Here is a 25,292-nt window from a genome sequence, read left to right on the forward strand (position 1 = left end):
ACCTGCGCCGGTAATCTATTCTTAGAAGGCAAGGCGATGTCTGCCTGCATTAATGCCAACTTTTAGCGCACGGCTCTCTCCCAAGAGCCATTTCCCTGGACCGAATATAGGAATCGTATTCGGTCTTTTTTTATCTATATGATTTATAAAGGTTTTTTGTGGTCAGTCCCGAAATATCCCGAAATTTTCCCGAAAACTCAATATTCAGTCTAAACCATAACATACTCAGCCCCGCGCGAATCAAGGTATTTTTTAGTCATTGTTAAATTTTTGTGTCCTAACAATCGCTGTGCAAAATCCTCGCTATATTCCTTTTCATACTCACGACTCGCCAGGCTTCGCATTTCATGGAACGCTGGAGGGTTCGCCCCGAAACTTATTCCACTGGCATTACGAACTTCTGCAAATGCTTGTGTTAATCCATCCGGTGTCAACGGACCAGGTTTCCTACCGCCTCGACGAACAGCTGAATAAAGCATAAAGTCAGAAGGGTTATTCTTCCTGCAATTATCTATAACATCCCCCAGAACTAGTCCGGCAGAATTAAGTTTCAAATCCAGTGGTAGGGCTAATTTGTGTCCTGTCTTTTGCTGCTCGATAAACAGGCGATCATCGCGCACATCACTAAAACGAAACAGGGAGATGTCTTCGCGCCGCTGACCCGTTACAAGTGCAAGCTCAAATGCGCGCTGCACCCATTCTCCAAAATTTTCTGCAGTAGAATGCAGCAATTGGTACTGTTCAAGGATCAGACGCTCGCGTTTAACTTTTGGCGTCGGTGCCCTGGTCGGTTCCACCGGGTTTAAACTAATATGCCCCTCTACTATTGCCTCTCTGAAGATATCAGATAGAACCGAGCGCAACGCAACGGCCATGCTTTTCTTATCACACTCGATATATCCTTCCAGGAAGGTCGCAATATCGCGAGTAGTGATCGCATTCAGTGGCATGTTTCCAAATTCATCTTCAAGGGTTGCCAACTGGTTTCGACGAACCTTCATAGTGTTCGGTTTTAGTTCCCTTCGCTCCAGGATAACAGAGTACCGCTCCAGCCATTTTGAGACTGTAAAATCAGGCGTTTCCATAATTCGTTCTAAAAGACTGGATGGCAGGTAGTTCTGGTCGAGATAGTTATTTGCTTCTATGGCCTGGGCTACAGCATCCTTGCGCGCAATCTTACCAAGAGAAATTTCTTGTCCAGTGATCGGATTGCGCCAGGAGTAGATTTGCTTTGTTTTGCGAAAGGTCAGATTACGCGGCAGATTAGCGTCGTAACGTACTGGCCTTTTCGTCATGTCTCAGTCTCTCAAGTAGTGTTCCGGTCGCGGGTAATTTCCGATGCTTAGGTTTTAAGCGAAGGTTCTTTTTGCTCGGGTCAACGTAAATTGAGTCCGGCATTAATTTGTACTCTTTACCGTGGAGTTCAGGTGCAGGATAAATGCGACCCTCACGAACCCAGCGCCGCAAGGTTGAAAGCGACGGGGGAGTGGAGTAAATCGAATTGGCCCATTCCTGCAAGTTGAGAAGCTTTGCCATACTTATTCTCCAGCAGACCGGTACACTTATTATAAGTGACCGGGCTACGTTAAATTGATAAATCAAAATCAAACTGCGGCAGCTCGCTGCGCACGCAATTTCGCTATATGTTCGGCCTGCTCAATGTCCCGTTTAATCAACTCTGATTCTTCCCGCGTCAGCGGTTCAAAGTCCTGGTTGAAGCGGGACATGCTCGCGATACAGTTCCTGCCACGACGGCGGTAAAACACCTCGGTGTCGGTAGCCCTGCTGATGATGCAGGGCTCTCCGTGCTGGTCTGCGTATACTGTGTTTGGGTAGATTATCCGGAACACATTTACCTCCGAATTTTCCCGCGCAACTCCTCAATCTCTTTGCAACTGGCGCACAACTGGCAACCAGGAATCGCTATCCGGCGAGCCTCCGGCAACTCTTCATCACATTCACGGCAATGAGTCGCTGATATGGCGTGCTCATTCAATCTGGCACGACTCAATGCAGCGTTACGATGCAGCTCTTCCAGTTCGCTCGCGTTATCAATGATGTCCATTAATTACTCCTTGAGCGGGAGGGGTAACCTCCCGGCAGTCGTTAGCCAACGTATTCTGGTTTCATATCAGCGAGGGTGATAGTGAACTGATCGTGCAGTTCGTCGCCTAAGTGGCGCTTAGCTGAATTAAGAGCTCGCTCAACATCCATAAATCGCTCTGCTGCGTCAGGTTCCCCCGGATTTGGAAGCGAGTTAATTGCAGCTTCAATGCGGTTCTTATGGTCCACGCGGTGATAACGTGCCACGGCTTTGTTTTTCAGTTCCGTGTAGATAGCATTGCCCAGGGTAGGTTTGGCAGACTCAACATCTATACGAATTGCTTTAGCCGCATCGACATCTTGAACAGCTTCAATGCGATCGCGGAACTCATCAGCCAGGACATTAATGTTTGTAGTCGATTCCTGCGCGCTGGTGGTTGTGGCCACTGAGTCGCTGGCAATCTCTTTCAGACTCACTCGCTGGGCTGGAACCGGGTTAATTTCACGCTCTGGCTTTTGCTCTATATCTTCCGGGCTGTAAACACCCAGAATGACCTCAGGGCAGTACAGGCGAGCCCAGTACTTAACTGCCAGATACGCAATTTGCTGCTTAGGTGCTGTTTTCCAGAGAGGTGAATTACGTGTGGTTATATCTCCGAGGTAGATATTTTCACCCCAGGTGACTTCGGTCTCACCACGTAGAACGGCACCTACACGAATGAACAGGCCCAGTTCGTCACGACCATCCTTAACGCCAGCTATCTTTTCCCAGTCACCGCCATACTCGTAGTGGAATCGACCAACTATTGCACTTGAGCTGGAAATCACCGCGTTTACCAGTTGGGCTTCGTAACCCAGCACACCATTTACCAGATGTGTTTTCTGCGCGACAGCATACGGATTCATACCCCATTGCATGGCTTGCATGACAATAGCCATACAATCAGCAGGTTTCCCGGCCAGGTGCTTTGGTACAGTAACAACAGATTGAGCCATCAATTCTGCAAACGAGGTCAATTGCCCCAGCGCCTGAACGTTGAATACGGCGTTACTGGCAGAAATGGTATTTGGAGCCTGCTGTTCAGCCGTTACGATATTGGTGTTTTGCATGTTCATTTCCCCTTATGCCAGGCGCAGTGATTCAAGACGGCGCAGGTCAAAATCGTTCAGTTCGTCGGTGTAGTCTTCTGCAATCGGTGCTGGCCACACATTGGTGTCCAGAGCGTTGCTAATTGCATTTATAGCTTTCCGGTATTCCAGTCGCCCCAGCTCCAGTAATTCTTCAGATGCTTCGATGATGGCAACCCAGTGGTAGCCCTCATCCTTATTCACGAATATCCAGAAGAACTGGTTGAAGTCGGCAACATCGCAGTACATCGCGGCGCTCAGGTGGTAATCACGCTCAATGATTTCGCGATGCAGTTTGGCGCGCAGGAAGTCCTGTTTCACTTTTCCCAGGCTGATGGTTTTGAGATCTACGCCGATGCGAACGCTGGACATATCAATTTCCAGGTCAGGACGAACGCGAACCTCTAAGCCTGTTTCCTCATCCATACCGAAATAACTGACTTCATTTGCTCGATTAGGGTGTTGCAGGAGCTGGCCAGCAGAAGGGTGGTTGAACAGTGCCTGCTGAATTGCTTTCGCATGAGACAACTGGCGTTCGCTCAGTATGATTTTGTCCTGGTTGGCTTCATTCCATTGATGTTCGTATTCCTCTGCAAAGATGGCATCAGGCTTCACCGTCCGGATGGCTGAAGACAGAACATCTTTAGTGCCGGTGAGCTTCAGCTGTTCTGATTTGTCTCTTCCTTCGTTGTATTCATGAATGAAGGCTTTTAACGAATCAGTATTGGTGAATGCACCATCTGGAATGCCAGGGAAAACAGCAAAGTCTGTTTCCAGTGTTTCTGGTTCCAATGCCAATGCATGCACCAGAGTGCCAAACGTGAATGCTTCACTGGTTTCGCGGCCAATAGTTTTGGCAACATGGCGACCGTGGAAGTACATAAGAGATACACGCGCATCTTTTACCTGAGTACTGCTGATACCGTTGGCACCGTGATAAACCTCGTTTGGCAAACCTTCATAGCGGCCTGGCTCAAAGTAAGCAGGGAACTCAGCAGCTGGCTGCTCTATGGCAATGACTTCTTCACCATCTGCAGCAATACTTTCGCCTGCTGAAATCTCAACACCACTCGCGATTTCGTTACCGTTAGTCGCTTCCACCGGCTCATTGATTACGGTCTCCACAGGTTGTTTTTCTTGTTTCTCGACTTCATTTGATGGGGTATTGATGACCGGGTTATCATTTTTTGGGGAACCCATCAGGCCTTCAATTGAAAATACAGTTGCGCTAATGCGCTTTACCTCAGGCTGGGTTGAGGCGCTGTCTAAATCAGGTTTGGCTTGCTCGGAGGCCACATTATTACTGGTTTCAATGGTGGTGCCTGATACTGCCGAACCCATAGCAATTGCCAGTGTTTCTGCGCTTGGATTGGCGTGGTCAGTTTCAGTTAACTTCGCGTTAATCCATGCCTGGTGAGTACCTGGCATCATGTGAATGTTTGGTGCAGCACTCCGTACAACAGCGAAGATAGCAGCGCGGGAATAATCGAGAATGCCAGGGCAGTGACGCAGCTTGCGTGACCATTCTTTCCACGGAGATTCTTTGGCTGCAATCATCTCTTTAGCACGGCGGTAAATGCTGACGGGGATGTTGTAGATATCGAAATCCATAGGTAAAAGCGCGCCCGCAATTTCGATATCGAGCGTATCAAGAGTGTGCTCAAGGTCAGGAGAACGATCGGTCTTATTCAGGCCACCAGCAGTCGCACCTGATGGCGTACGTGGAACTGAAGTTATGTAATTACCTGCGGCCCACTCACGAACCAAAATTCCGCGATCAATATGTTCTGTGGTCAGCCATAAATTAGAGAATTGAACGACGCGGGTCAGTTCGTGACGCTTATCCATTGGGAATACAGTTTTGATGGCATAGGTGTATTTCCACAGTTGCGCGGTGCTGAGGTCTTCAAGTCCTGGCGCGTTTCTGGCTGCCAGTAACAGGTTCTGGACGTAGCTGTTATCGGTATCTAGCGACATCTCCATAATTTGAACGCGCTGCGCGTGCTTAATATGATGAGCGGTAACGGTACTGATAAGCTGAGAAAGCAGTCTTCTGCCGAATGCCATTTCCGCCACTGGGTATTCAGTGAGGTCACCGTCATTAGCATCAACAACCAGGTCTTTATCCGCAGTGGTGATATTAGCTGTGGCAGCTGGTACCGACGAAGTTTCTTCGGTTGCGATAATTTCGGGAGTAGCGGCATCTGCAATGACTGGAGATTCAGGTGCTGCATCAACAACAGCAACAATCTTCTGCCAAGTCTTACTGTCATCTGCGAGCTCGTAGCGCTCACCCCATGAAGCATCCAGCACGCGCTCTTCTGGTAAATCATCGAACACTGGCACGTTAGTTCGAACCGGCAGCATGTAATCAGCGCCGCGTCCTGTCTCAATGTCGTTATCTTCCAGGATGTTCATGATTTCACGATCGGCACGAGATTCAGATTTGCAATCGAACCAGGTGAACATATTTGGCTTACCTGCTTTAGGCCGAGCTTTGATTAGATAGGCGAACATCATTGTTTTTACGCTCCAAAAGGTTGTAAGATCCCCGAGCCATTGAAAGCGCCCATTGGGTGGTTACTTTGGTTAAACAGATTTCCAGCGCACTTTGCCGGTACCGCTGGACGTAGAGCCCGCCTTGCGCGGGTTTTTGCGTTTCACACGCCCGATATGGGAATTCCCATATCGCTAAAACTTCGTTGTTACTGCTGGCTGCTCATCATTGCGAATCAGACCGTCGACCGGGTAACAATCACCGACAACATTCTGCTCTATAGCTGCCTGCTCACACTGGGCCTGGTTGTCATAGACTCCCAACACCACATCCTGAAAATCACCGTTGGTCATGCCTAATGTCAGCACTAAAGCGAATAGGGTGCTCATCAGTGAATCCCCGTACCTGCAGGAACCAGACGCTTATCCAGCTTGTTGCAAATGTAAGGCTGACGAATCAACCGCGTATTACCCACTGGCTGGCAGTAGTAAATGCCCGAGTCCCGGTTGAATGACACCAGCCATGGCGCCATGGTTACGCTGTCGCGGAAGTGGCGAGCCTGACCTTTAGCCAGCTCCGGGAATGCTGGAACGTGAACCACCGGTGCAACCGGACGGCGATGAAACTGGAAAATGCTTGCTGCCTGTTTAAATAAGCTAATCATCTCAATCCCCTTTGCCCTTATCGCCAGGCTGGCGGAACGTTTCTTTAACCTGACAACGCTGCGCTTGTTGTCGATGCAACTAACAATACAAATAAGTATTGTAATTGACAAGAGAAATGAAAAAAATATTTTCAATTAGGCGGGATGAAATACAGCCAGCTAGGTGGCTGCATTAAAAAACTAAGGCGTGGAGATTACTTCTGGATGCTTTGAATGATGCTGAATACATCATCCTTGAGTAGATCAAGTTCTTGAAGGGTGGTCTTAGCGTGAACAATCAGGCGCAATTTTTCTGCTTCAGGCATTTGATTAAACAGTGCGAGCAGGGCTGTTTCTTTTTCATCTAACTGTCGTGGGGCCGAGACCACGCTAAGCGCGTCATCACCTGCTTCCGGGGGCATAAAAAACCAATGCTCTGGTTTCCCGGCGGCAGCTGCAAGCCGCTTTAGCCTCTCTCCTCTCGGGGCTGATTCACCTTTTGCCCATTGCTGAACCGCCTGGGGAGTAACCATCGCTCTCCTGGCAATATCTGACATGTTCCAACCGAACTCATCTCTAACGAGTTGCAGTCGATAAGCAAACGCTTCATGGGGTGCTGTTTTCATGTCTTCCATTCTACAAGGTAGCCTTTCACTCCGCATTGCAAAGATTATTTTCAATCCGCATTGAAATAAATATTTTCATATTGTAATCTTGGTTTTCATCAACCGAGGTCTTGATATGACAAAATCCATAAAACAGCGTGTTTGCGCTGTTATGACGCAAACAGAGATGGCTAAACAGTTAGGCACCACATCACAGGCGGTGAGTCTCTGGTTAAACCACGAGGCCCCTGCCCATAGAGTGCTTCCAATCTGCAAGTTGCTTGAGTGGGAAATCACGCCTCACGAGCTTCGCCCCGATCTCTATCCAAACCCAACCGATGGTTTACCGCAGCAGGAGGCATAACCATGCAAACCCTAACGTTTCAAGATGATAGCAAGCCGAACTTCATGCCAATGATAAATCGCTATCAACCCAAGCAGCATGATGAGCATGAAGTGATCCGCGATGCTGTCCGCTCCTGGGCTGCTGCAATCGACAATCAGGACGTTGTTGCAGCGCTGATCATTGAACAATGGAATGCCAGCGGCGGTGAGGGAATTGATTTTCCCGATGATATTAGCCGTGGGCGCCAGAAGCTGTTTCGCTACCTGGACAACAAATTCAACTCTGAGAAATACCGGGAGAACATCCAGAAGCTCACGCCCTCGATATTGTCGGTGCTGCCGCTGGAGTTTCGTGGCCGCTTAGTTCCTGCGGACAACATCATGATGCGCCTGGCACGACTGGAGAAAGAAACCAGCGAGGCCAAGGTGGCAGTTGCGCTTGATGCGCCAACTCATCAAAAGCTGAAGGAGCTGAGCGAGGGGATTGTGGAGATGTTTCGTGTAGACCCGGCACTGACTGGCCCGCTGTATGAATTGGTGTCGAGCATGTTGGGGGTGATATGAAAGGTTCAAAAATGGCGAAAGCCGCGCTGGTGGAACAGCAACGGCTTTCAGGTGCAATAACGTCAGCTATTACGGAATCGATTATGACAAACGTCGAACTGAAACACCAGGCGAAAGGGGCATAGCTATGTCAAATGTCGCTTACGCCAATTTTGCGGCTCACTCAGCCGCCAGGAGCAACAGGATGGAGAACCAGAAGAATGGTTACATTCCGTTGTACCGGAGCATCAAGAAGAAGCCCTGGGCTAAGGATGTGTTTCTCAGAACGTTATGGGAGAACCTGCTTATTGATGCGCAACGCCAGCCTTATGCCGCCAGATTTAAAGGCCATGTATGGCATCTGCAACCCGGACAACTGGTGGTAACTGCTGCCGATCTCGGTCTTGCACTATGTGACCGGAAGGGAAAGCCAACAAGCCGTGATGCAGTCGAAAGAATGCTGGGCTTTTTTGTGCGCGAAGGGATGATTTCAATGGAGGGTGAGAAGCAAAAAGGGCGCGTGATCACCATCCTGAATTATGCGCAATATGCTGAAAAAGTGAGCAATTTACCCGCACAAACATCCGCACAAACATCCGCACATGATGAAGCCAGTGCTGTCGCGGCTTCGGAGGGTATGGGCGCACATGGAGCCGCACAAACATCCGCACAACATGAACAAGAAGATAATAACAATACTAAAAAACCTACGTCTGAGAATTCTGACGAATCCTCCGACGAGCGTTTGAAAAAGTTTTTGTCTTCCCATCCCGAAGCGGTGATTTACTCCCCAAACGGCAGCAAGTGGGGGAGTGCTGAAGACCTCCAGGCCGCTGAGTGGATCTCCGCGCTGGTGAATACCATCAAGCCCACTACCAGACAAGCCAATCTGACGGCCTGGGCTAACGATGTACGGCTGATGCGTGTGCTTGACGGGCGTACCCACCGGGAGGTTTGCGAGTTGTTCAAATGGGTCAGCAAAGACGCCTTCTGGAGTATCAACGTCCTGTGTCCGGCAAAGCTTCGTGAGAAGTGGGACACGCTGTCGCTCAAGCGTGACGCCGCTAAGCGTGGTCCTGCGACCACCAATGCTCTCGATTTCGACAACACCGACTGGGCTGAGGACATGAAATTATGAAATCTGTGATGACAGCTATCAACAATCGCGACGCCAGCGCTCTACAGTCAATGTCGAATGCCGGGCAGGAACAGCAACCCATTCCTGACTCAACAAAGCACATTTTCAATGAGTTATTTCGCCAGCTCAAGGCGGCATTTCCAGCCCTGACGGTCAACATCAAGACTCAGGACGAACTCAACGAACTGCGCCGCCAGTGGCTTCTGGCATTTGCGGAGAACCGCATTACCACCATTGAGCAGGTGAACTCAGGCATGCGCATAGCCCGCCAGCAGGAAACTCCATTCCTGCCATCACCAGGGTTATTCATAGCGTGGTGTCGCCAGGGTGAACAACAGCGCTTCGGGCTGCCAACAGCTAGCGAACTGGTCACGATGGTTTACGAGTACTGCAAACGCCATGGCTATTACGATAGCCCAGAGTCTTACCCTTGGGATAAGCCAGAGCACTATTGGATGGTCACAGCTCTGTATTCAGGAATCCACGCCAATGGCTGGAATGATGGCGAACTACGCCGCAAAGCCGCCACTGAGCTTGCTGCAATGGCTTCAAGAATCTCTCGAGGTGAACATATCCCTGCACCGAAAGTCATGATCCCGACGCTTGGCGGTAAGCCGCTTTCTCAGTCGCAAGGTCTGGAGAAGATTTCAGAACTGCGCGCGAAGCATGGACTCAAGGGAGGTGCGTTCTGATGGCAACAACACACTCAGCACCACTGGATGAAACTTATCACCAACGGGTAGCAATCATCCGCTCGGAGCTTTCAGGACGTGATCGACTGACGTTCGGTGATATCAAAGCCCTGCTCAATACTTCTAACTGGGTGACGAAGAGACTGCTCGAGCAAGCTTCAAAAACGGGTGATTTGTATAAGTACGGCAAGCGTGGCTACTTCCTTGATGCAGCACATTACGAAGCCTACGCAGAAAATCTGGATGAGAAGCTTAGGCAGAAACGAATAGCGGCCAGCAGGGCATATAACGCAGCGATGCGAGCCAACAGGCCGAAGCCTAAGCCGGTTAAATACATCAACATCGTCTGCCAGGAATGCCGCCAGAATTGGCAAGGCTACCAGGTACATAAAATTTTCGGTAGTGGAGCACGCGCATGAATACCAAAACTCAGAAATTAGTCACAGCAGGATATGCGCTGGCTAAAGGGCTTGATGCCGAATCGGCAAAGCTGGTGAAAGAGCTGGCAACCGAACTTGCTGTGCAGCGTGTGCGTGCAGATGAGCTAAACAAGCAGGTGGTCAATCTGGCGGTTGAGAATTCCTCCCTGCTGCCAAAAGCGGCCAGCGAATTATTAAATGCCTGGATGCTTCACAAATACTGGGTCGGTATTCAGGTTGCACTGATGCACGTCAACGCAGGGAGATTGCACGACGGCATGACATGGTTACAAAACACTGTGTCTGGACCTGGTATCGAAGCTCCGGAGCTAAGCGATTTTGCTGAAATCGAGGCATGGGCCAACGAACAGCAAAAAGACAGCATCGGCCATGTTCGGGCATTAGAAATTATCAAAGCAGCATCACCCGCAACCGACGCCGCACTGGCAAGCATTCAGGCGAAGTATCGTGCAGAGGGCATCAACTTTTCTGCGGGCCGTCTTTGCGCTGCGTACAACCACGGCTTTATTGATAAGCCTATGAAGGAAGTCGCTGACGTAGTGCGCATGATTCTGGACGCCAAAGAGGAATTATCCGGCGGCACGTTATTAGCAAGTGATGGCCTTTCAGGTGAGTATGCCGAAAAATCTCTGGAAGAGTACGCCGAACAACTGGGAAAAGGAGCTGCCGTATGAGCAACTCACTTGCGTACGGCGCAAAGCTGACGCCTGAATCATTCGCTGATTTTGTTCAGCGTTTGAAATATCACAGCCGCGGCAAAGGCGTTAATGACCACTGTACCGCTGACGCTATTTTCATCGTCCAGAGAAAGCGGTTGGTCAACGGAATTGATGCCGACTATACCGACCAGCTCATGGTTTATTGCGACGATTGGAAGTGGTTCAGCATTCAGGAGTATTGGGATGATCTGGATTCTGATGCAAAGGTTGAACTGAACAAGAAATCTCAGGATTGGTGCGAAAAGCAATTCATGAAGGCCGACAGTGACGATCAGTGGTATCTGCTCGGCGAACTGGAAGACCACACCGTCACCGGCTATCAGTGGGAATGGGAATACGTTAACAGCCATTTCACACGTGAAGCTGCCCAAGCTTTTATACAGCGAAAGAAGCACGACTATCCAGACGGCATGCGCATCTATGTAGACGCCAATATTTATTGCTGGGAATTCAACGCCATCAAAGAAGCATTGATGGATGGACGACTTGTACTTTCTGATGGAGCTGCGAAATGAGCAATAACATCGAAGCGCTGCCTTCAATTCTGGATATGTGCTGCGGCTCCCGTATGTTCTGGCTCGATAAGGAGGATGAACGCGCTGTGTTCGCTGATATTCGTAGCGAAGAGCACTCGCTTTGCGACGGTCGCCGCCTGGTCATTCGTCCTGACCTGATTGCCGACTTCCGCGCGCTGCCGTTCGCCAACGATTCTTTCCCAGTCGTGGTGTTCGACCCGCCACACCTTGAGCGTGTTGGCGATAGCGCCTGGATGGGTAAGAAGTACGGCAAACTGAACAAAGAAACATGGCTCGATGATTTACGTGCCGGGTTCGCTGAAGCGTTCAGAGTGTTGTGGCCACACGGCGTGCTCATCTTCAAATGGAATGAAACCCAAATACCGGTTAGCCAGATTCTGGCGCTCACACCTGAGAAACCGATCATCGGGCAGCGCACTGGCAAGAACGACAAAACCCACTGGATTCTATTTGTGAAGTACGGGGTAGGGACCCTGAACTATGAGTAGTAGGCATCAGTTGTGAAAGATACAACCTTCACTCATGCATTTGATTTATGAATTATTATGTTTAATATAAAAATATTTACCAAAATGGTTTACAATTTATTGGTTTCTGGTAAATTTATTGAATGAGATTTGAAGTAACAGGCATTCGCATCGCGCAATGCTCGCACCTTACAAGTAAACCGAGGATTTAACTATGGCACTCACTGAATTCGGTAAGGCCGTCAGAAAAGCGAGGATAGACACTGACTGTACACTTTTAACAATGTCAAAAGAGCTGGGGGTGACTTCTGCTTTCTTAAGTGGTTTGGAAACTGGCAGCAAAAAGATTCCTAAAAAATGGGTCAAAGAAATCCAAGAGTTTTTTAAAGCTCGCGGCCTTGAATTGAGTAATCTGCAGGAATTGGCAGATGTTTCAAATGAGTTTGTTTCATTAGATGGGCTGTCTCAGAATCAGCAAATGCTAGTAGCTGGTTTTGCTAAATCCCCTTTGACACCTGAACAACTTAAACGCATCGCTGAGCTTATGAAAAATATCAATAACTCCGGGGATTAAATATTGGAACCATCAACTTACGTGTTACGTGGAAACCGTGTTGCACCAATGAGTTTGAATGAAATAGCAAATGGCGCGATAAATTATAGTAGCTTTTTCAATCTTAAAGCGATGAAAAAGAAGAATAATTTAGATAAGGCGTTCGAAAAATTAAGTGAGTTTGGCATTACGCTTAACATAGTCGAAGACCGAGTTTGGGAAAAAATGACCTATGGCCTTACGACAGGGCATTACGACCCAAACTCACTAACAATTAGCGTCCCCAACAGGATTTATGAGTTAGCCTGTCAGGGAGAAAGAGAGTCTTTATTTGTTCTTTTTCATGAATTGGGGCATCTGGTTTTAGGTCATAGGGCCGTGCTTCATAACTCAAAGAAGGAGGCAGTACAGATGGAAGATGCTGAATGGCAAGCTGACACGTTTGCTGAGGTGGTTTTGAGCGAGTTAGGTTTTTACATGAATCAGTTGGCATTTGATTTTCTGTAAAAAAGCCCTGCTGCAAACAGGGCTCCGGTTCGGAAAGTCTGCAAAACTTTCCGGTGTGTATGGAGGAAACCCGCCACTACACTTAGATTTGACAACACGGAGTATAGTGGCGCTCCCAACAAAGCGCAACCTGGATGGTTTTACAGGTATGCAGGGAAATATAGCAATGGCTATGGGAACCTGTCGCAAATGTGGTAATGCCTGCGAAATTATCTTCCGCTACACAACATGTGTGGATGGTGTAATTCGTCACGCAAAAAAAGGAAGACCTTTCCCGATCCCACTTTGTGATTGCTCTGGGAAAAAAGCTGCTTAAAGTGGCACTTAATAATAAAGCCTGACTTTTTGTTGGGCTTTATTTTGTCAAAAATTAATCACTAGCGTTGATTAGGAATTTTAAAATGAGTCAATTCCAACTTGCCATAATTGCTAGAGAAATTGATGGTGAAGTAATTCATCTCAGAACCAAAGATGGGTATATCAACGCCACAGCAATGTGTAAATCGGCAGGTAAGTTGCTTGCGGATTATACCAGACTTAAAAGTACTGAAGATTTTTTTGATGAATTATCCAGCGATATGGGAATTCCCATATCGGAGTTAATTCAATCGTTTAAGGGTGGTAGATCCGAAAATCAGGGGACATGGGTTCATCCAGACATAGCTATCAATTTAGCTCAATGGCTATCCCCTAAATTTGCAGTTCAGGTATCCCGCTGGGTGCGTGAATGGATGTCTGGTGATAGAGCACCAGCTGAGCTACCAGTTCATTTAAAACGCTATATGGTTAATCGCGGCAGAGTTCCTCACACGCATTTTTCCATGCTCAACGAACTTACTTTTAACCTCGTTGCACCTTTAGAGCAGGCTGGCTACACATTACCTGAAAAAATGGTTCCTGATATTTCTGAAGGCCGGGTTTTCTCTAAATGGCTTAGGGATAATCGTGGTATTGAGCCAAAGACATTTCCCACTTATAGCCACGAATATCCTGATGGAAGGACTTTCCCGGTGCGTTTGTATCCGAATGAATACTTGGCTGACTTCAAAGAGCATTTCAACGAAGTTTGGCTGCCATTACATGCACCAAAGTATTTTGCTGAGCGTGATGTAAAAGCCTTGGCGCTAATTGAGCGAATCATGTTGCCTGATTTAGATTCTGAATAGCGACAATCGCCATCATGGCGCAAAAACCGATTCAACCTTAGCCGCCTAACCAGCGGCTTTTTTATGTCCGTCATTCACCGAAACATGATCGATTTTACCGATCGATAGCATCGCATCGATCAATGAAACTGATTAATTAAGAAGCACAGAGCCGCAACAAATTTTCAACCTGCTATCAGCGCTGGTGGTCGTTTAGGTTTCGTTTAGGTCGACACTGGCCTGTGTCGTTGAGTGACATGAAGTGACGAAACGCAGCCATTCAATCAGTTAACCTCGACATATTTGCCGCTCGGCATTCGTTAACACTAACGATCAAATTTTGATCTAATGTAGCGAAAAAGATTATTAAAATCATCCAGATAAATAACCTTGCATAGATACATGGTTTTTGTGCATACTTGGAAAAAGAAAATAGTACTGTTTATACATACAGTTATTATGTGCTGTTTGTTTGTGTTGTGGTAGCAAAAACTACTGAATACAGTTTTTATGGCTTTTTGTTTCCGCGCAGGTTATTAGGAAAAAAGTCGACTTTGCTACAGTGGTTGCGCATAGCCGAGATGGCTTTGCAAAGTGGGATTCTGGGTCCCGAAAATTAATCGGTACGGAAGGGGGTTGATGTGTCTCAAGCAAGTTCTGAGGGTAGTGATTCTTACGATCTAGTGAGACGCTCCGATGGTGCAATAAAGTGCTCCTTCAAGTTCAAGGCGGGAGAGCGATTGTTGTTAAACAATGGTGGCGTAGAAATAGGCCACAAACTCCTGCAGAAAGACGAGCGCATTATCTCTCGAGCGACACTGGTTGAGATGGTCAAAGAGATATCTTCCAGCAATTGACCTTTGCAAGACATGACTTGCATAATACAACTATCGGTCTGAACACCCGATAACCTGACTACGATGCGCCACGGAGTGAACACCATGGCGCAAAAATACTACCAATTTGAACTTTCTCGCCTGACGTTATCCGACGCCAGCGATTCTTTGTACTCTGCGTTCGCCCTTGGGGGTGACGCTTGAACTTTCCAAAAGAGGGCGTTCGCCTTCACCAGACAAACTTCGACGCCATAGGTCAGCAGCTCCAGCCGCTATTAGCTGGTGGTGATTGCTATCGCCTGATACTCAAACCTTGGCGCGATAAGCGCAGCCTACCGCAGAACGCGTTAAGCCATATGTGGTACGGAGAAATCAGCGAATACCTGATTCGTTCAGGGCGCACTGAAGCGACCCCAGAATGGGTGAAGCGCAACCTCAAGAAAACCTATCTCGGCAGCGTGGAAATCACCTACACCGATTTCATCACTGGCGAGAAAACCACAACGTGGGAACCGCGACACACTTCTGATCTGGATGCAGGGGAAATGCATCACTTCCTGGGCCAGGTCGAGATGTGGTGCGCGCAGTTCGGTCTGTTCCTCACTATTCCGCACAACTGCGAGTATCAGCAGCTGCGCGACCAGCAGAATCAGTGAGGTGAGCATGGCTAAGCAACCTCGCCGCAAGTGCAAAGTCTGTCGTGAGTGGTTCCATCCGGTGTATTCAAACGTCTGGTGGTGCTGTCCTGAGCATGGTGCGCAGTACGCGCTTGCTCTGCGCAGTAACGAAAAAAAGAAAGCAGAAGAAGAGCGGCAGGCCAGGCGTCGTCAGGCAGTCAAGCCGCTGAGTTACTTCATAGGCCAGGCACAACAGGCCTTTAATGACTTCATCCGGTACCGCGACAGATTAAAGCCGTGCATCAGCTGCGGTCGCCACCACGATGGCCAATACCATGCAGGCCATTACCGCACGACAGGCGCGAACCCGGAGCTACGGTTTCACGAAGACAATTGCCATAAGCAATGCGCTCCCTGCAATAACCATCTATCCGGAAACCTTGCCGCGTACAGGCCAAAGCTCATTCTCAAAATCGGTCAGGCTCGATTTGATGCACTGATGGGGCCGCACGAACTACCGAAATGGCGACGTGATGACTACATCGAAATTCGCAATATCTACCGGGCAAAGCTCAAAGAACTCAAACAGCAGGAGGCAGCGTGACACCTAAACAGCGCCGTGCACATCGAACAGCAATAGAACGCGCAGCAGCTGCACCACGCAAAAGCTATCTGGGCCGATTTACTCCGCTCACTAGCATCCAGTCAGCCTGGATACAATCACTGCTTACGGTCTGGGGTGAGTGTGTTGGCGGTAAAACCAGCGCGCAATATCGGCTTGAGAACTGCAATCGTTTTATATCGAGTGCAAAGCAAGATGAGTGGACAGACACCCAGCTTTCTCGAATCACTACCGCAATAAACCAGGCTCGCGAGGAAGGGTTCAGAGGGCGAGAGGCCGTCCGTCGTGCACATACTATTTTATGGTCAGCCACTCTGAGTGAAATGATGGATGAAGCGAGTTGGCGGGATGATGCAGACCTGGTAGAACGTGCCGTATTGAAGGCTTTCAAATCAGATGATCCGGTATACCTTATTGGAATTAACTACTACGCTACTCGAGCAAAAATTGCTGACATCACTCGGGAACTGCAACAGGTGGCGCCGTGGTTAACGACAGGAGAAGCAAGGAAGAGGGTGCGCTGGTGTATCCAGATTTTTCAGGCGAGAGCGTTTTTGTCTGTGCGCCGCACGATGGAGACAGATGCTTGATTCAAACGAATAGAGATGAGCATCAAATCACGTTTTTCGATATAGCAGTTGAAAACGGGCCAGAAATATGAATAATTCAGGCATGCTTGGCAAAGCTGCGCCACGATGGCAGCGACGATAAGCGACCTGAAAATGTGAAACCTCGCCATGGCGGGGTTTTTTAATGCCTATAGTGCTGTAATACCAACAAATGCATTCGCATGAACGCTGGTGGGTTCACAGTTTTCGCACTCTCAAATCTGTCGACCGCATCCCGCCAGTGTTCAGCCGAATGCCTAAAAACTTGCAGCCTTAATTATCTTTTCTATACTCTTTTCTGCATCTGATAATGCATCTCTGCAAGTAAATTTAAGAGCGTATGGCTCGTATATAACTACCAGACTTTGGGCCAGCACTCCGATTGCTGGTCTTTTTTTATCCGCCATTAGCTCAACGGGACAGAGCATGGAGCTTCTACCTCTATGGTTCGGGGTTCGAGTCCTCGATGGCGGACCATATTCCAGCCAGGGCAATTTCAGGTGTATGTTATTCCCTTCGCTTCTGTAGATTAGTACTAACGCCAAACCCACTGCTGCTATCTTTTATTCACCAATCATTATTGAGATATGGATGATAAAAGAAGGTTTCTACTGGATACAGTTCTACGGCAAAGTGCAGGTTGCCCGTTACATTCATCAAAAAACAGAAGATTTAGAAACTGGTGTGTGTGTAATTGGTGCCTGGGAATTAGTTGGCCGTCAGCGCGAAATAATCAATTCCAGCGAAGTTGAGGTGCTCAGTTCTCAGCTCTTACCACCTTGAAAAGATACACAAGTTATCTAATATTTAATTGCTGGCCTACAAAACCAGCCTCGTTAGTACTTCTTACGGTTAATCCCCCTATGCGGAGGGGCGAACTAAGTAGGCCTTTGCAGAGAAGCACGCGGAATAGTGTTGCTTAGTCTCTATTCCACCGGGAGGCACCCGGGACCGTAAGAAAAACACTTTTCACCAAATCCAGCAGAATGCTGGTACCCATATTAGCCTCGGCATCTGCCGGGGCTTTGTATATATAGAGGCAATTATTTTTTTGGAATCAGTTTGCTTGGGAAGTATTCAGTCAGAAAATAGCTGAGGTGCTCGAATGCCCATTTCAAACCATCCTGCTGACGAGCCCCAAAAGTCAGGTTCACTTTTGAGTATGATTCGCCATAGATTTCAAATGGAGATGCTAGCCAGAGCAGGGTTTGTTGAGCGTATTGAATGGCCTGCTGCTGGATTTCCTCCTCCGGTATGGCCTGAGAAAGATATTCATAAAAATGTACATCCAGATTAACAAGGTACTCCTTTATCTCCCCAGAAGTGCCGGGGCGAGCTGAAAAATCGACATATCCAAATAGCGATTCGTTATCTAAGCCAATAGTGCAGCCAAGGGTCATAAAGACCCCATTTTTACCATTTACCGCTGATATGAAGTCTTTAAACCAAGGGAACTCAGCAATCTCATGGATATCATTTATCTTTTCTGGAGATTGAATGAGGTCAAATCCACCATTATTAATATCTCCATTTTCCCGAACTTCGTAACTGTAGGGGAATCTGGTGAAATTATGACGTTCAGTTATTTCCATTTTTTTCCTTAGTTGCCATTGATCCGAGGTAATCAGCTATACCCCTATGTTAAGTGCGCCCATGCTGCCACATGGGCGGGCTGAACCTTCAGGCTACCAGACAACACATTCACCTGATTGATACATCTCAACTTTCTGCCTCGCTTATGCGGGGCTTTTTATTCCCATCACATAGCACCCGCACTCAGCGAGGTGAGAGATATGCGCATGCCTGGAAACAACCCCGACCTGTTCGCATTAATACTGGCATTCCTGATGACATTGCTCGGGGCGATGGCTGGATATGCCTACCGTGTCATTAATGGCGCTCGCTTCAGTTGGGTGATGCTGGCATTACAACTCATCGTTTCTTTGTTTGCTGGTGCATTGATGATGCTTACTGCGATGCACTACCTATGGCCTGTAGAAATAACCGGGGCTATCTGCGGAATGGCTGGCTGGTCAGGTTCAACCCTAATCAAGGCGCTTGAAGCGCGCTTTTTGAATAAAGCAGGAGGCAGTAATGCAGGAACCCAAGTGGATAGTTGAAGCAAGGAAGTATTTAGGTCAGTTAGAAATCAAAGGTCCTCGTCATAACCCCCTCATCCTTCAGTTCTGGAAAGACATCAAACGTAGTGGAATCAAAGATGATGAAACGCCATGGTGTGCAGCCTTTGTCGGTTCCATGCTCGAGCGAGTCGGAATCAAATCCACCCGCTTTGAGTCTGCTAAGTCCTACCTCAACTGGGGTGCCGAGCTACGCGAACCAGCCTTCGGTTGTGTTGTTGTATTCAGTCGCGACGGCGGCGGCCATGTTGGATTTGTCGTCGGGCAACGTGAAAACGGTGATTTGATGGTGCTAGGTGGCAATCAGTCCGATGCGATTAATATCCGCGCCTTCCAGCGCTCGCGAGTATCCGGTTATCGCTGGCCAGTGAATGAGGTGAAAGACACTCGACAACTTCCGGTGATGAACGGGAGCCGTTCGGAGAGCGAGGCATGATTACTTACTTCCTGCTTTCACTGAAAACGCACTGGCGCTGGTGGCTATCCATCGCCGCGCTGGTGGTGATTGCATGGCTCTGGAATGAAAACACCCGCATCGATGCCAGCCTGACCACGCTAGAGGGTGAGAACAACAGTAACCGCGCTGTCATGGATAACATGCTCCGCACTGTCGCTATCACTAACATTGTTCTGGGAGTCAATCAGCATGCCAAGAACCAAATCGCACTGGAGTCACAGAGAGCCGCGAGCGACATCAAAGCTGCTGTTGCGGGTGATGATTGTGCTGCTCGGGTTGTTCCTGCTGGTGCAGCTAACCGGCTGCGGCAATACGCGGACAGTGTACGTGCCAGTGCCTCAGCAACAAATCCCAGCCAGCCTGACCGCTGAAACACCGCAGCCCTTTATTCCTGATCCGCTGACTTACGGAGCCAGTCTGGATTTAAACGTCAGTCTGCTGTCGGCGCTGGGGCAGTGCAATCGGGATAAGGCTGATATAAGAACCATTGAACAATCGAAGGCATCACATCCCAACTGATGGGCTGTAGCATTACTACCAAACCGCACTAAACTGAAAATAGATAACATTGTTTTGTGCTTGTGGTCCTTTACGCCGCTCTGTCCGAGCGGCTTTTTTATGCCTATTGCACAGAAACAAGCCATTACAAAGCTCATCTGCGGGTGGGCTTGATAATGGCTTTATCCAGTTAGTAATTAACCATGGCAATGGCACTAAAATTATCAGTTATAGACATGCCAACTGAGCAGGACATGATGGATGAGTTCGAGAAGCTCAGAGCGGCACTTGCTGGGCGCCTATTTACCCCACAGCTTCAGGCCTACGTTATTGATGAGATAACCAGCGCGCTCATGGAAAAAGTGTCCCTTAAGGCTGAGCTACTTTAAAAGGTGGATATCAGGAAAATCGAGGATGCTCGTTCACGTGTCAGTGAGTGAAAATACCCGCATGAAAAAAATCCCTTACGAATGTAATCCAGTAATTCGTAAGGGTGGCTAGATAGCCTTCATCACAAGGAACGCGCCGACAATACGCTTGTTAGTTGAAAAAGTACGATTAATTAAACTTCAATTAATCAATTATTAACCAATAATTAACATTGAGTTTTCTGTAATTTTCTTTTGATACAGTGAATTGTGTTATTCCGGACAAGTGGAATTATATAATGCATTAATAGAATTAACATTTTGCCCGGCAATCTTGGATTATTAATTGACATCACCATGGGCAGACCCATCGTAAAGGCGTAATAGCAGGAGTAACCAATGAGCAAACCGGACTGGGAGGCTATCGAATCGGCTTACCGGGCTGGTTTGATGTCGCTCCGGGAAATAGCCTCACAGCACGGAATAAGCGACACAGCAATCCGTAAGAGAGCAAAGAAAGACGGATGGTCCAGAGACCTGGCTGCAAAGATACAAGCGAAAGCTGATGATCTGGTTCGCAAGCGTGAGGTTCGCACTAAGGTTCGCACCGAAACATCGATTTCAGAACGCGAACTTATTGAGGCTACCGCCGAGGTTATTGCCAATGTCCGAATGGAGCATCGAGGCGATATCCGTAGGGCTAGAGAGCTGACCAATGCGCTATTTGATGAGCTTGCCGGGGAGTGCGCTGACGTAGCAGCACTCGAACAACTTGGCGACATGTTGCGATCACCAGACGATAAGGGTATGGACAGGCTGAATGATATATATCACAAGATAATCAGCCTGCCATCTCGCGTTAAGTCGATGAAGGATTTAAGCGACAGCCTGAAAACTCTCATTGGCCTGGAGCGCGAAGCGTACAGCATCGAGAATAAAGCCGAAGCCAAAGAGACTACCCACAACGTAATGCCGGTACCGACATGCGACAGCGTTGACGATTGGGAGGCTGCGGCGCAAGTACAACAACGCGGGGTTTTAGGTGGATGAATTACAAAGCCGTCTGGAAACCTTTGCCGGGGTCGCAGTCTCTGTCCCTGAGCTGCCCATGTAACGAGATACTGTATGAAGGTACGCGCGGACCGGGTAAGACTGCAGCGCAGTTAGCCCGATTCCGCAGGCTAGTTGGCCTCGGCTACGGCTCATTTTGGCGTGGCGTCATTTTCGATACCGAGTATAAAAACCTCACCGACATCATTACTCAATCCAAGCGTATGTATCGCCTGTTTAACGATGGCGCTCGCTACCTGGCATCAGCCAGTGAATTGCGCTGGGTATGGCCAACAGGCGAAGAGCTGCTTTTCCGGTTCGGCAAAGAAGAGGCTGACTACTGGGATTTTCACGGCCAGGAGTTCCCGTTCATCGGCTTCAATGAACTGACAAAGCAGCAATCACCTGAGTTCTACGAAATGATGTTCTCTTGCCGGCGATCGTCTTTCCGGCCGGAGGACTATCCGCTTGATAATGGCACGCTGATTAAGCCGATCCCCCTTGAGACATTCAGTACGACCAACCCGTTTGGCATTGGCCATACGTGGGTGAAGAAGCGTTTCATTGAGCCAGCGCCGCGCGGAACCATCATCCGCGAAACGCAGAAGGTGTTTAACCCGCAGACCGAGCGCGAAGAGGATGTGACGCTAACACGCGTTGCTATTCACGGCTCGTTCAAAGAGAACCCGTATCTCGACCCTCAATACATCGCCACTCTGATGAGTATCAAAGACCCCAATCGCCGCAAAGCATGGGTGGAAGGTTCATGGGATGTAACTAGCGGTGGTCGCTTTGACCATCTGTGGAACGAATCACTGCACGTTATCAAACCTTTCTCTATTCCGGAAAGCTGGACGGTTGACCGCTCCCATGACTGGGGAGAGTCGAAGCCGTTCGCAAACCTTTGGTGGGCGCAGTCTGACGGCACCGAAGCGACGCTTCCGGATGGGAGTAAGTTCTGCCCACCGAGAGGGTCATTGATTCTTATTGGTGAATGGTATGGCTGCCCACCCAACGAGTTGAATAAAGGCCTGAATATGTCCTCTACAAACGTTGCCAAAGGCGTAGCGTGGGTGGATAAACGCCTCGTCGGTAAAGATGCTGGCGAGCCTGCAGAGACTCAAGGCAAAGGGCAAATACACATCATGCCGGGCATCTGTGCCAAAGTTGTAGCGGGCCCGGCTGATAGCGCCATTTACAACACTGCAGATAATGAACTTTCCATCGGACAGAAGATGGAAAAGCAAGGCGTGAAGTGGGTTGAGTCCAATAAAAAACCCGGCTCGCGGATCAATGGCGCGTCTTTATTCGCTGACATGCTTGAGGCGGTAATTGAAGGTAAGAAGACGGAATCAGGTATACCTGAGAAGCCTGCTTTTTATGTGTTTGATTATTGCCGCGGCTGGATTAGCCGGGTGCCAGTACTCGTTCGCGATGACAAAAATCCGGACGATGTTGATACCTCCCAGGAAGACCACGACTGGGATGCTACCCGCTATCGTGTTCTGCATATTCATTACAAGCCAACCGGCAAAGTCACTAACCTACGGATATAACCATGCCTGACATTTCAACACCCAATCTGGACTATGGGAACATGGTTCAGGCGTGGGATATCAACGACGCGCTGATGGGTGGCACGCTGTATATGCGCCAGCTTGGCAAAACCTACCTGCCAATGTGGCCCAAAGAAGACAAGGATGCGTACAAAGAACGCCTGGCTGTGGCCACGTTGCTGCCAGCATACGAGGAGACCATTAAACAGAACATTGGCCGGGTATTTGCCGAGCCTGTTCAGTTGAAAGAGTCCGTTCCTGATGGGGTTCGTGAGCTTGCGCCAAATATCGACCTTGAGGGCAACCGCTTCGATGTCTGGGCGCAGTCGCTCTTTGGACTCGCAATGCAGTATGGCCTGGCGCATGCGCTGGTGGATTATCCGCGCGTTGATACCGAGCAGGTGAAAACGAAGGCCGAAGAAAAGGCTACTGGTGCACGCCCATACGTCACGATGATTAACCCTCGGCAGGTCATTGGCTGGAAGTCGAAAGTCACAGGCGGAAAAGTAGTACTGACCGAGCTGCGCATCAAAGAGGTCGTTATTGAAGATGGCGACGACTTTGGTCAGAAGAAAATTGAGCAGATTCGTTATCTGCGTCCGGGTAGTGTGCAGTTGCATCGCAAATCGACGGATGCACAGGGGGCTGCGAACTGGGTGCTGCATGAAGAGTGGAATACCTCTCGTGATGATATCCCGCTGGTCACTCTCTACACCAAGCGCACTGGCTTCATGTGTGGCACACCTCCGCTATTGAATATGGCGTTGCTGAACATCAAGCACTGGCAGAGTCAGAGCGAGCAGGACAACGTGTTGCATGTGGCTCGCGTGCCGTTACTGGTGGTTTATGGGCTCGGCGAAAACGAAGAGCTGGTCATCGGCTCGTCATCTGCGACTGCATTTGACGACCGGCAGCGGCAAGGGCTTGAATACGTCGAGCACACTGGCGCAGCTATCAGCGCGGGCAAAGAATCGCTCGCTGACCTGGTTGAACAGATGCGCCAGGCGGGCGCGAAGCTGCTGCGTACCGAGAATACCTCCACAAAGTCTGTCGATCAGACCAGCGAAGAGACAATGCAGGAGCAATCGCCGCTCTACACCATGGCAAACAGCCTGGAAGATGCGCTGGCGAACATCCTGCAAATCATGGCGGAATATCTCAACTTGCCGGAAGGCGGTTCGGTTGATGTACGCACTGAACTGGACGTCGAAACTAAAGAGTTCAACCCTCCGGCTGCGCTTGCAATTCAGGCGCTACGGCAGGGCGGCGATATTCGTCGTATCGATGCCATTAAATCGCTTCAGAAGCTTAACCTCATCGACGCCACGATGGACCCGGATAAGGTGCTGGATGAGTTACTCAACGAGGTTCCAACGTTAACGGGTGAATGAAATGCGTAACCGCAAATGGACCGTTAACCAACACCTGCAGAACGAGGCCATTGCGCACAGCTTATTCGTCAGCCGTTATGGTAATGGCGCGGCACGTCGCATTGTTCTCATACTGAATCAGGCGGATGCCGAACTCGCTGCGCAGCTGCTGGTGGCGCTCGAGGACATGAACCCTTACACCATGACGGTTAAGCGGCTGGCGACTCAGCTCAAAGCGGTCCGGGCGATTAACCAGCGCATTTACGCCTCGTTAAGTGAGTCACTGACAGCAGAGCTGGAAAGCTTTGCAGCGCATGAAGCCACTTATCAGGCGCTGATGTTCAGCGACGCATTGCCCGAAGTGATATTGCAGCATGTACCACTTCAGCAGCTCACGCCGCAGCAGGTGTTTGCCTCCGCTGTCTCGCAGCCATTCCAGGGGCGTTTGCTGAAGGAGTGGGGCGAGAAGCTGGAAGCGGACCGGATCGAGCGACTAACCAATGCCGTGCGAATGGGCTTTCTCAATGGAGAAACCACGGAACAGGTTGTTCGCCGCGTTCGTGGCACCAAAGCCAGTAACTGGCAGGATGGCGCATTACAGGTCAGCCGGGCCAATGCCACCAGTGTTGTGAAGACCGCCATCAATCACGTTGCCGCTACCGCCAGGCAGGACTTTGCGGAAGCAAACAGCGACCTGATTAAGGCTAAACAATGGGATTCGACCCTGGACAACAAGACCACGCCAATCTGTATCGTGCGCGACCATCTGCTGTACTCGCTCGACGGGCAGCCAATAGGCCACGAGGTGCCGTATCTCAATGGTCCCGGCAAAGCGCATTACTGCTGTCGGTCTTCAGAAACCTACATCACTAAATCATGGCGAGAGCTGGGCATCCCGGTTGATGAACTCGACGGTACCACTCGCGCATCGATGGACGGGCAAGTGCCAGCAAAGACCAATTACCGGGACTGGCTGAGTAATCAGAGCTATGCCCGGCAAGAACAGGTGCTTGGTGTGACGCGCGCCAGGTTGCTCTCCGATGGGAAACTAACGGTAGATGAGTTCTTTAACGACCGGGGCGAGATGCTCACGCTCGAACAACTCAAGCGCATTGATGCCAGCGCGTTGGATTAGCAGCAAACAACTTTATCGGGGTCGCCAACTGGCGGC

General features: G+C 49.3%; 35 protein-coding genes and 1 tRNA gene. 26 read left to right on the forward strand and 10 right to left on the reverse strand.

What is annotated here, in order from left to right:
- Positions 1 to 209 precede the first annotated feature (209 nt).
- The 9 genes from EDF88_RS20360 to EDF88_RS20400 form a co-directional block, all read right to left on the reverse strand.
- The gene (locus tag EDF88_RS20360; RefSeq protein WP_115628164.1) at positions 210 to 1,295 is read right to left on the reverse strand and encodes a tyrosine-type recombinase/integrase; all 1,086 of its coding nucleotides are present in this window, start codon (positions 1,293 to 1,295) and stop codon (positions 210 to 212) included.
- Complete coding sequence (locus EDF88_RS20365; RefSeq protein ID WP_134186836.1) at positions 1,264 to 1,536, reverse strand: excisionase; 273 nt, start codon at positions 1,534 to 1,536, stop codon at positions 1,264 to 1,266. Before EDF88_RS20365 ends, EDF88_RS20360 begins: the two co-directional genes overlap by 32 nt.
- Before the next feature lie 68 nt (positions 1,537 to 1,604).
- Positions 1,605 to 1,850, reverse strand: a complete 246-nt coding sequence (locus tag EDF88_RS20370; protein ID WP_134186838.1) for a DUF4222 domain-containing protein — start codon at positions 1,848 to 1,850, stop codon at positions 1,605 to 1,607.
- 2 nt (positions 1,851 to 1,852) lie between these two features.
- Positions 1,853 to 2,065: a TraR/DksA family transcriptional regulator gene (locus EDF88_RS20375; RefSeq protein ID WP_134186840.1), complete on the reverse strand. Its 213-nt coding sequence runs from the start codon at positions 2,063 to 2,065 to the stop codon at positions 1,853 to 1,855.
- Positions 2,066 to 2,106: 41 nt separating this feature from the next.
- Entirely contained in the window at positions 2,107 to 3,153 is a 1,047-nt protein-coding gene (locus EDF88_RS20380) for a RecT family recombinase (protein WP_134186842.1), read from the reverse strand.
- A gap of 12 nt (positions 3,154 to 3,165) precedes the next feature.
- The gene (locus EDF88_RS20385; protein WP_134186844.1) at positions 3,166 to 5,691 is read right to left on the reverse strand and encodes a PD-(D/E)XK nuclease-like domain-containing protein; all 2,526 of its coding nucleotides are present in this window, start codon (positions 5,689 to 5,691) and stop codon (positions 3,166 to 3,168) included.
- Between the two features lie 171 nt (positions 5,692 to 5,862).
- Positions 5,863 to 6,057, reverse strand: coding sequence for a DUF1482 family protein (locus tag EDF88_RS20390; RefSeq protein WP_134186846.1), 195 nt, complete (start codon positions 6,055 to 6,057; stop codon positions 5,863 to 5,865).
- A complete protein-coding gene (locus EDF88_RS20395; protein ID WP_134186848.1) occupies positions 6,057 to 6,332 on the reverse strand; it encodes a hypothetical protein in 276 nt (91 codons plus the stop codon). Before EDF88_RS20395 ends, EDF88_RS20390 begins: the two co-directional genes overlap by 1 nt.
- 194 nt (positions 6,333 to 6,526) lie before the next feature.
- The gene (locus tag EDF88_RS20400; protein WP_134186850.1) at positions 6,527 to 6,946 is read right to left on the reverse strand and encodes a helix-turn-helix transcriptional regulator; all 420 of its coding nucleotides are present in this window, start codon (positions 6,944 to 6,946) and stop codon (positions 6,527 to 6,529) included.
- Between the two features lie 106 nt (positions 6,947 to 7,052).
- Between EDF88_RS20400 and EDF88_RS20405 the strand changes: the two genes are divergently transcribed.
- From EDF88_RS20405 to EDF88_RS20480, 17 genes are all read left to right on the forward strand, one after another.
- Complete coding sequence (locus tag EDF88_RS20405; RefSeq protein WP_134186852.1) at positions 7,053 to 7,280, forward strand: YdaS family helix-turn-helix protein; 228 nt, start codon at positions 7,053 to 7,055, stop codon at positions 7,278 to 7,280.
- 2 nt (positions 7,281 to 7,282) lie between these two features.
- On the forward strand, positions 7,283 to 7,825 hold the full coding sequence (locus tag EDF88_RS20410) for a toxin YdaT domain-containing protein (RefSeq protein ID WP_134186854.1): 543 nt from the start codon (positions 7,283 to 7,285) through the stop codon (positions 7,823 to 7,825).
- The gene (locus EDF88_RS25070; protein ID WP_279586346.1) at positions 7,822 to 7,950 is read left to right on the forward strand and encodes a hypothetical protein; all 129 of its coding nucleotides are present in this window, start codon (positions 7,822 to 7,824) and stop codon (positions 7,948 to 7,950) included. The genes EDF88_RS20410 and EDF88_RS25070 overlap by 4 nt, the downstream gene beginning before the upstream one ends.
- Before the next feature lie 59 nt (positions 7,951 to 8,009).
- Positions 8,010 to 8,942, forward strand: coding sequence for a replication protein (locus tag EDF88_RS20415; RefSeq protein WP_134186856.1), 933 nt, complete (start codon positions 8,010 to 8,012; stop codon positions 8,940 to 8,942).
- The gene (locus tag EDF88_RS20420; RefSeq protein ID WP_134186858.1) at positions 8,939 to 9,634 is read left to right on the forward strand and encodes a replication protein P; all 696 of its coding nucleotides are present in this window, start codon (positions 8,939 to 8,941) and stop codon (positions 9,632 to 9,634) included. The genes EDF88_RS20415 and EDF88_RS20420 overlap by 4 nt, the downstream gene beginning before the upstream one ends.
- Entirely contained in the window at positions 9,634 to 10,053 is a 420-nt protein-coding gene (locus EDF88_RS20425; protein WP_134186860.1) for a hypothetical protein, read from the forward strand. The genes EDF88_RS20420 and EDF88_RS20425 overlap by 1 nt, the downstream gene beginning before the upstream one ends.
- On the forward strand, positions 10,050 to 10,748 hold the full coding sequence (locus EDF88_RS20430; RefSeq protein WP_134186862.1) for a hypothetical protein: 699 nt from the start codon (positions 10,050 to 10,052) through the stop codon (positions 10,746 to 10,748). Before EDF88_RS20425 ends, EDF88_RS20430 begins: the two co-directional genes overlap by 4 nt.
- Complete coding sequence (locus EDF88_RS20435; protein WP_134186864.1) at positions 10,745 to 11,308, forward strand: hypothetical protein; 564 nt, start codon at positions 10,745 to 10,747, stop codon at positions 11,306 to 11,308. Before EDF88_RS20430 ends, EDF88_RS20435 begins: the two co-directional genes overlap by 4 nt.
- Positions 11,305 to 11,817, forward strand: a complete 513-nt coding sequence (locus EDF88_RS20440) for a class I SAM-dependent methyltransferase (protein WP_134186866.1) — start codon at positions 11,305 to 11,307, stop codon at positions 11,815 to 11,817. The genes EDF88_RS20435 and EDF88_RS20440 overlap by 4 nt, the downstream gene beginning before the upstream one ends.
- Before the next feature lie 193 nt (positions 11,818 to 12,010).
- Entirely contained in the window at positions 12,011 to 12,370 is a 360-nt protein-coding gene (locus EDF88_RS20445; RefSeq protein WP_134186868.1) for a helix-turn-helix transcriptional regulator, read from the forward strand.
- 3 nt (positions 12,371 to 12,373) lie between these two features.
- A complete protein-coding gene (locus EDF88_RS20450) occupies positions 12,374 to 12,856 on the forward strand; it encodes an ImmA/IrrE family metallo-endopeptidase (protein ID WP_243839643.1) in 483 nt (160 codons plus the stop codon).
- Positions 12,857 to 13,257: 401 nt separating this feature from the next.
- Entirely contained in the window at positions 13,258 to 14,022 is a 765-nt protein-coding gene (locus tag EDF88_RS20455; protein ID WP_134186870.1) for a KilA-N domain-containing protein, read from the forward strand.
- A 1,015-nt stretch (positions 14,023 to 15,037) separates the two neighbouring features.
- Positions 15,038 to 15,493, forward strand: coding sequence for a YbcN family protein (locus EDF88_RS20460; RefSeq protein ID WP_134186872.1), 456 nt, complete (start codon positions 15,038 to 15,040; stop codon positions 15,491 to 15,493).
- A gap of 7 nt (positions 15,494 to 15,500) precedes the next feature.
- Complete coding sequence (locus EDF88_RS20465; RefSeq protein WP_134186874.1) at positions 15,501 to 16,058, forward strand: recombination protein NinG; 558 nt, start codon at positions 15,501 to 15,503, stop codon at positions 16,056 to 16,058.
- Positions 16,055 to 16,666: a hypothetical protein gene (locus EDF88_RS20470; RefSeq protein WP_134186876.1), complete on the forward strand. Its 612-nt coding sequence runs from the start codon at positions 16,055 to 16,057 to the stop codon at positions 16,664 to 16,666. Before EDF88_RS20465 ends, EDF88_RS20470 begins: the two co-directional genes overlap by 4 nt.
- A 418-nt stretch (positions 16,667 to 17,084) precedes the next feature.
- Positions 17,085 to 17,161, forward strand: a tRNA-Arg gene (locus EDF88_RS20475).
- 114 nt (positions 17,162 to 17,275) lie between these two features.
- A complete protein-coding gene (locus tag EDF88_RS20480) occupies positions 17,276 to 17,467 on the forward strand; it encodes a hypothetical protein (RefSeq protein ID WP_243839644.1) in 192 nt (63 codons plus the stop codon).
- Positions 17,468 to 17,727: 260 nt separating this feature from the next.
- Here EDF88_RS20480 and EDF88_RS20485 read toward each other — a convergent pair whose 3' ends face one another.
- The gene (locus EDF88_RS20485; protein ID WP_134186878.1) at positions 17,728 to 18,276 is read right to left on the reverse strand and encodes a hypothetical protein; all 549 of its coding nucleotides are present in this window, start codon (positions 18,274 to 18,276) and stop codon (positions 17,728 to 17,730) included.
- 201 nt (positions 18,277 to 18,477) lie between these two features.
- Here EDF88_RS20485 and EDF88_RS20490 point away from each other — a divergent pair, with 201 nt between their 5' ends.
- The 9 genes from EDF88_RS20490 (at position 18,478) to EDF88_RS20525 (ending at position 25,256) form a co-directional block, all read left to right on the forward strand.
- The gene (locus EDF88_RS20490; RefSeq protein WP_134186880.1) at positions 18,478 to 18,804 is read left to right on the forward strand and encodes a phage holin family protein; all 327 of its coding nucleotides are present in this window, start codon (positions 18,478 to 18,480) and stop codon (positions 18,802 to 18,804) included.
- Complete coding sequence (locus EDF88_RS20495) at positions 18,779 to 19,258, forward strand: TIGR02594 family protein (RefSeq protein ID WP_134186882.1); 480 nt, start codon at positions 18,779 to 18,781, stop codon at positions 19,256 to 19,258. The genes EDF88_RS20490 and EDF88_RS20495 overlap by 26 nt, the downstream gene beginning before the upstream one ends.
- The gene (locus tag EDF88_RS24745) at positions 19,255 to 19,650 is read left to right on the forward strand and encodes a DUF2570 domain-containing protein (protein ID WP_166672002.1); all 396 of its coding nucleotides are present in this window, start codon (positions 19,255 to 19,257) and stop codon (positions 19,648 to 19,650) included. The genes EDF88_RS20495 and EDF88_RS24745 overlap by 4 nt, the downstream gene beginning before the upstream one ends.
- Positions 19,535 to 19,798 (forward strand): peptidase, encoded by a 264-nt coding sequence (locus tag EDF88_RS24990; RefSeq protein WP_243839645.1) that lies wholly within the window; start codon positions 19,535 to 19,537, stop codon positions 19,796 to 19,798. Before EDF88_RS24745 ends, EDF88_RS24990 begins: the two co-directional genes overlap by 116 nt.
- 182 nt (positions 19,799 to 19,980) lie before the next feature.
- Positions 19,981 to 20,166, forward strand: a complete 186-nt coding sequence (locus EDF88_RS20505) for a hypothetical protein (protein ID WP_134186887.1) — start codon at positions 19,981 to 19,983, stop codon at positions 20,164 to 20,166.
- Positions 20,167 to 20,544: 378 nt separating this feature from the next.
- Positions 20,545 to 21,195 (forward strand): hypothetical protein, encoded by a 651-nt coding sequence (locus EDF88_RS20510; protein WP_134186889.1) that lies wholly within the window; start codon positions 20,545 to 20,547, stop codon positions 21,193 to 21,195.
- Entirely contained in the window at positions 21,192 to 22,751 is a 1,560-nt protein-coding gene (locus tag EDF88_RS20515) for a terminase (RefSeq protein WP_134186891.1), read from the forward strand. The genes EDF88_RS20510 and EDF88_RS20515 overlap by 4 nt, the downstream gene beginning before the upstream one ends.
- A 2-nt stretch (positions 22,752 to 22,753) precedes the next feature.
- Entirely contained in the window at positions 22,754 to 24,142 is a 1,389-nt protein-coding gene (locus EDF88_RS20520; RefSeq protein WP_134186893.1) for a DUF4055 domain-containing protein, read from the forward strand.
- 1 nt (position 24,143) lies between these two features.
- On the forward strand, positions 24,144 to 25,256 hold the full coding sequence (locus tag EDF88_RS20525) for a hypothetical protein (protein WP_134186896.1): 1,113 nt from the start codon (positions 24,144 to 24,146) through the stop codon (positions 25,254 to 25,256).
- Positions 25,257 to 25,292: the final 36 nt, after the last annotated feature.

The organism is Buttiauxella sp. BIGb0552, from assembly GCF_004366275.1.
In the GTDB taxonomy this organism is placed as follows: domain Bacteria; phylum Pseudomonadota; class Gammaproteobacteria; order Enterobacterales; family Enterobacteriaceae; genus Buttiauxella; species Buttiauxella gaviniae.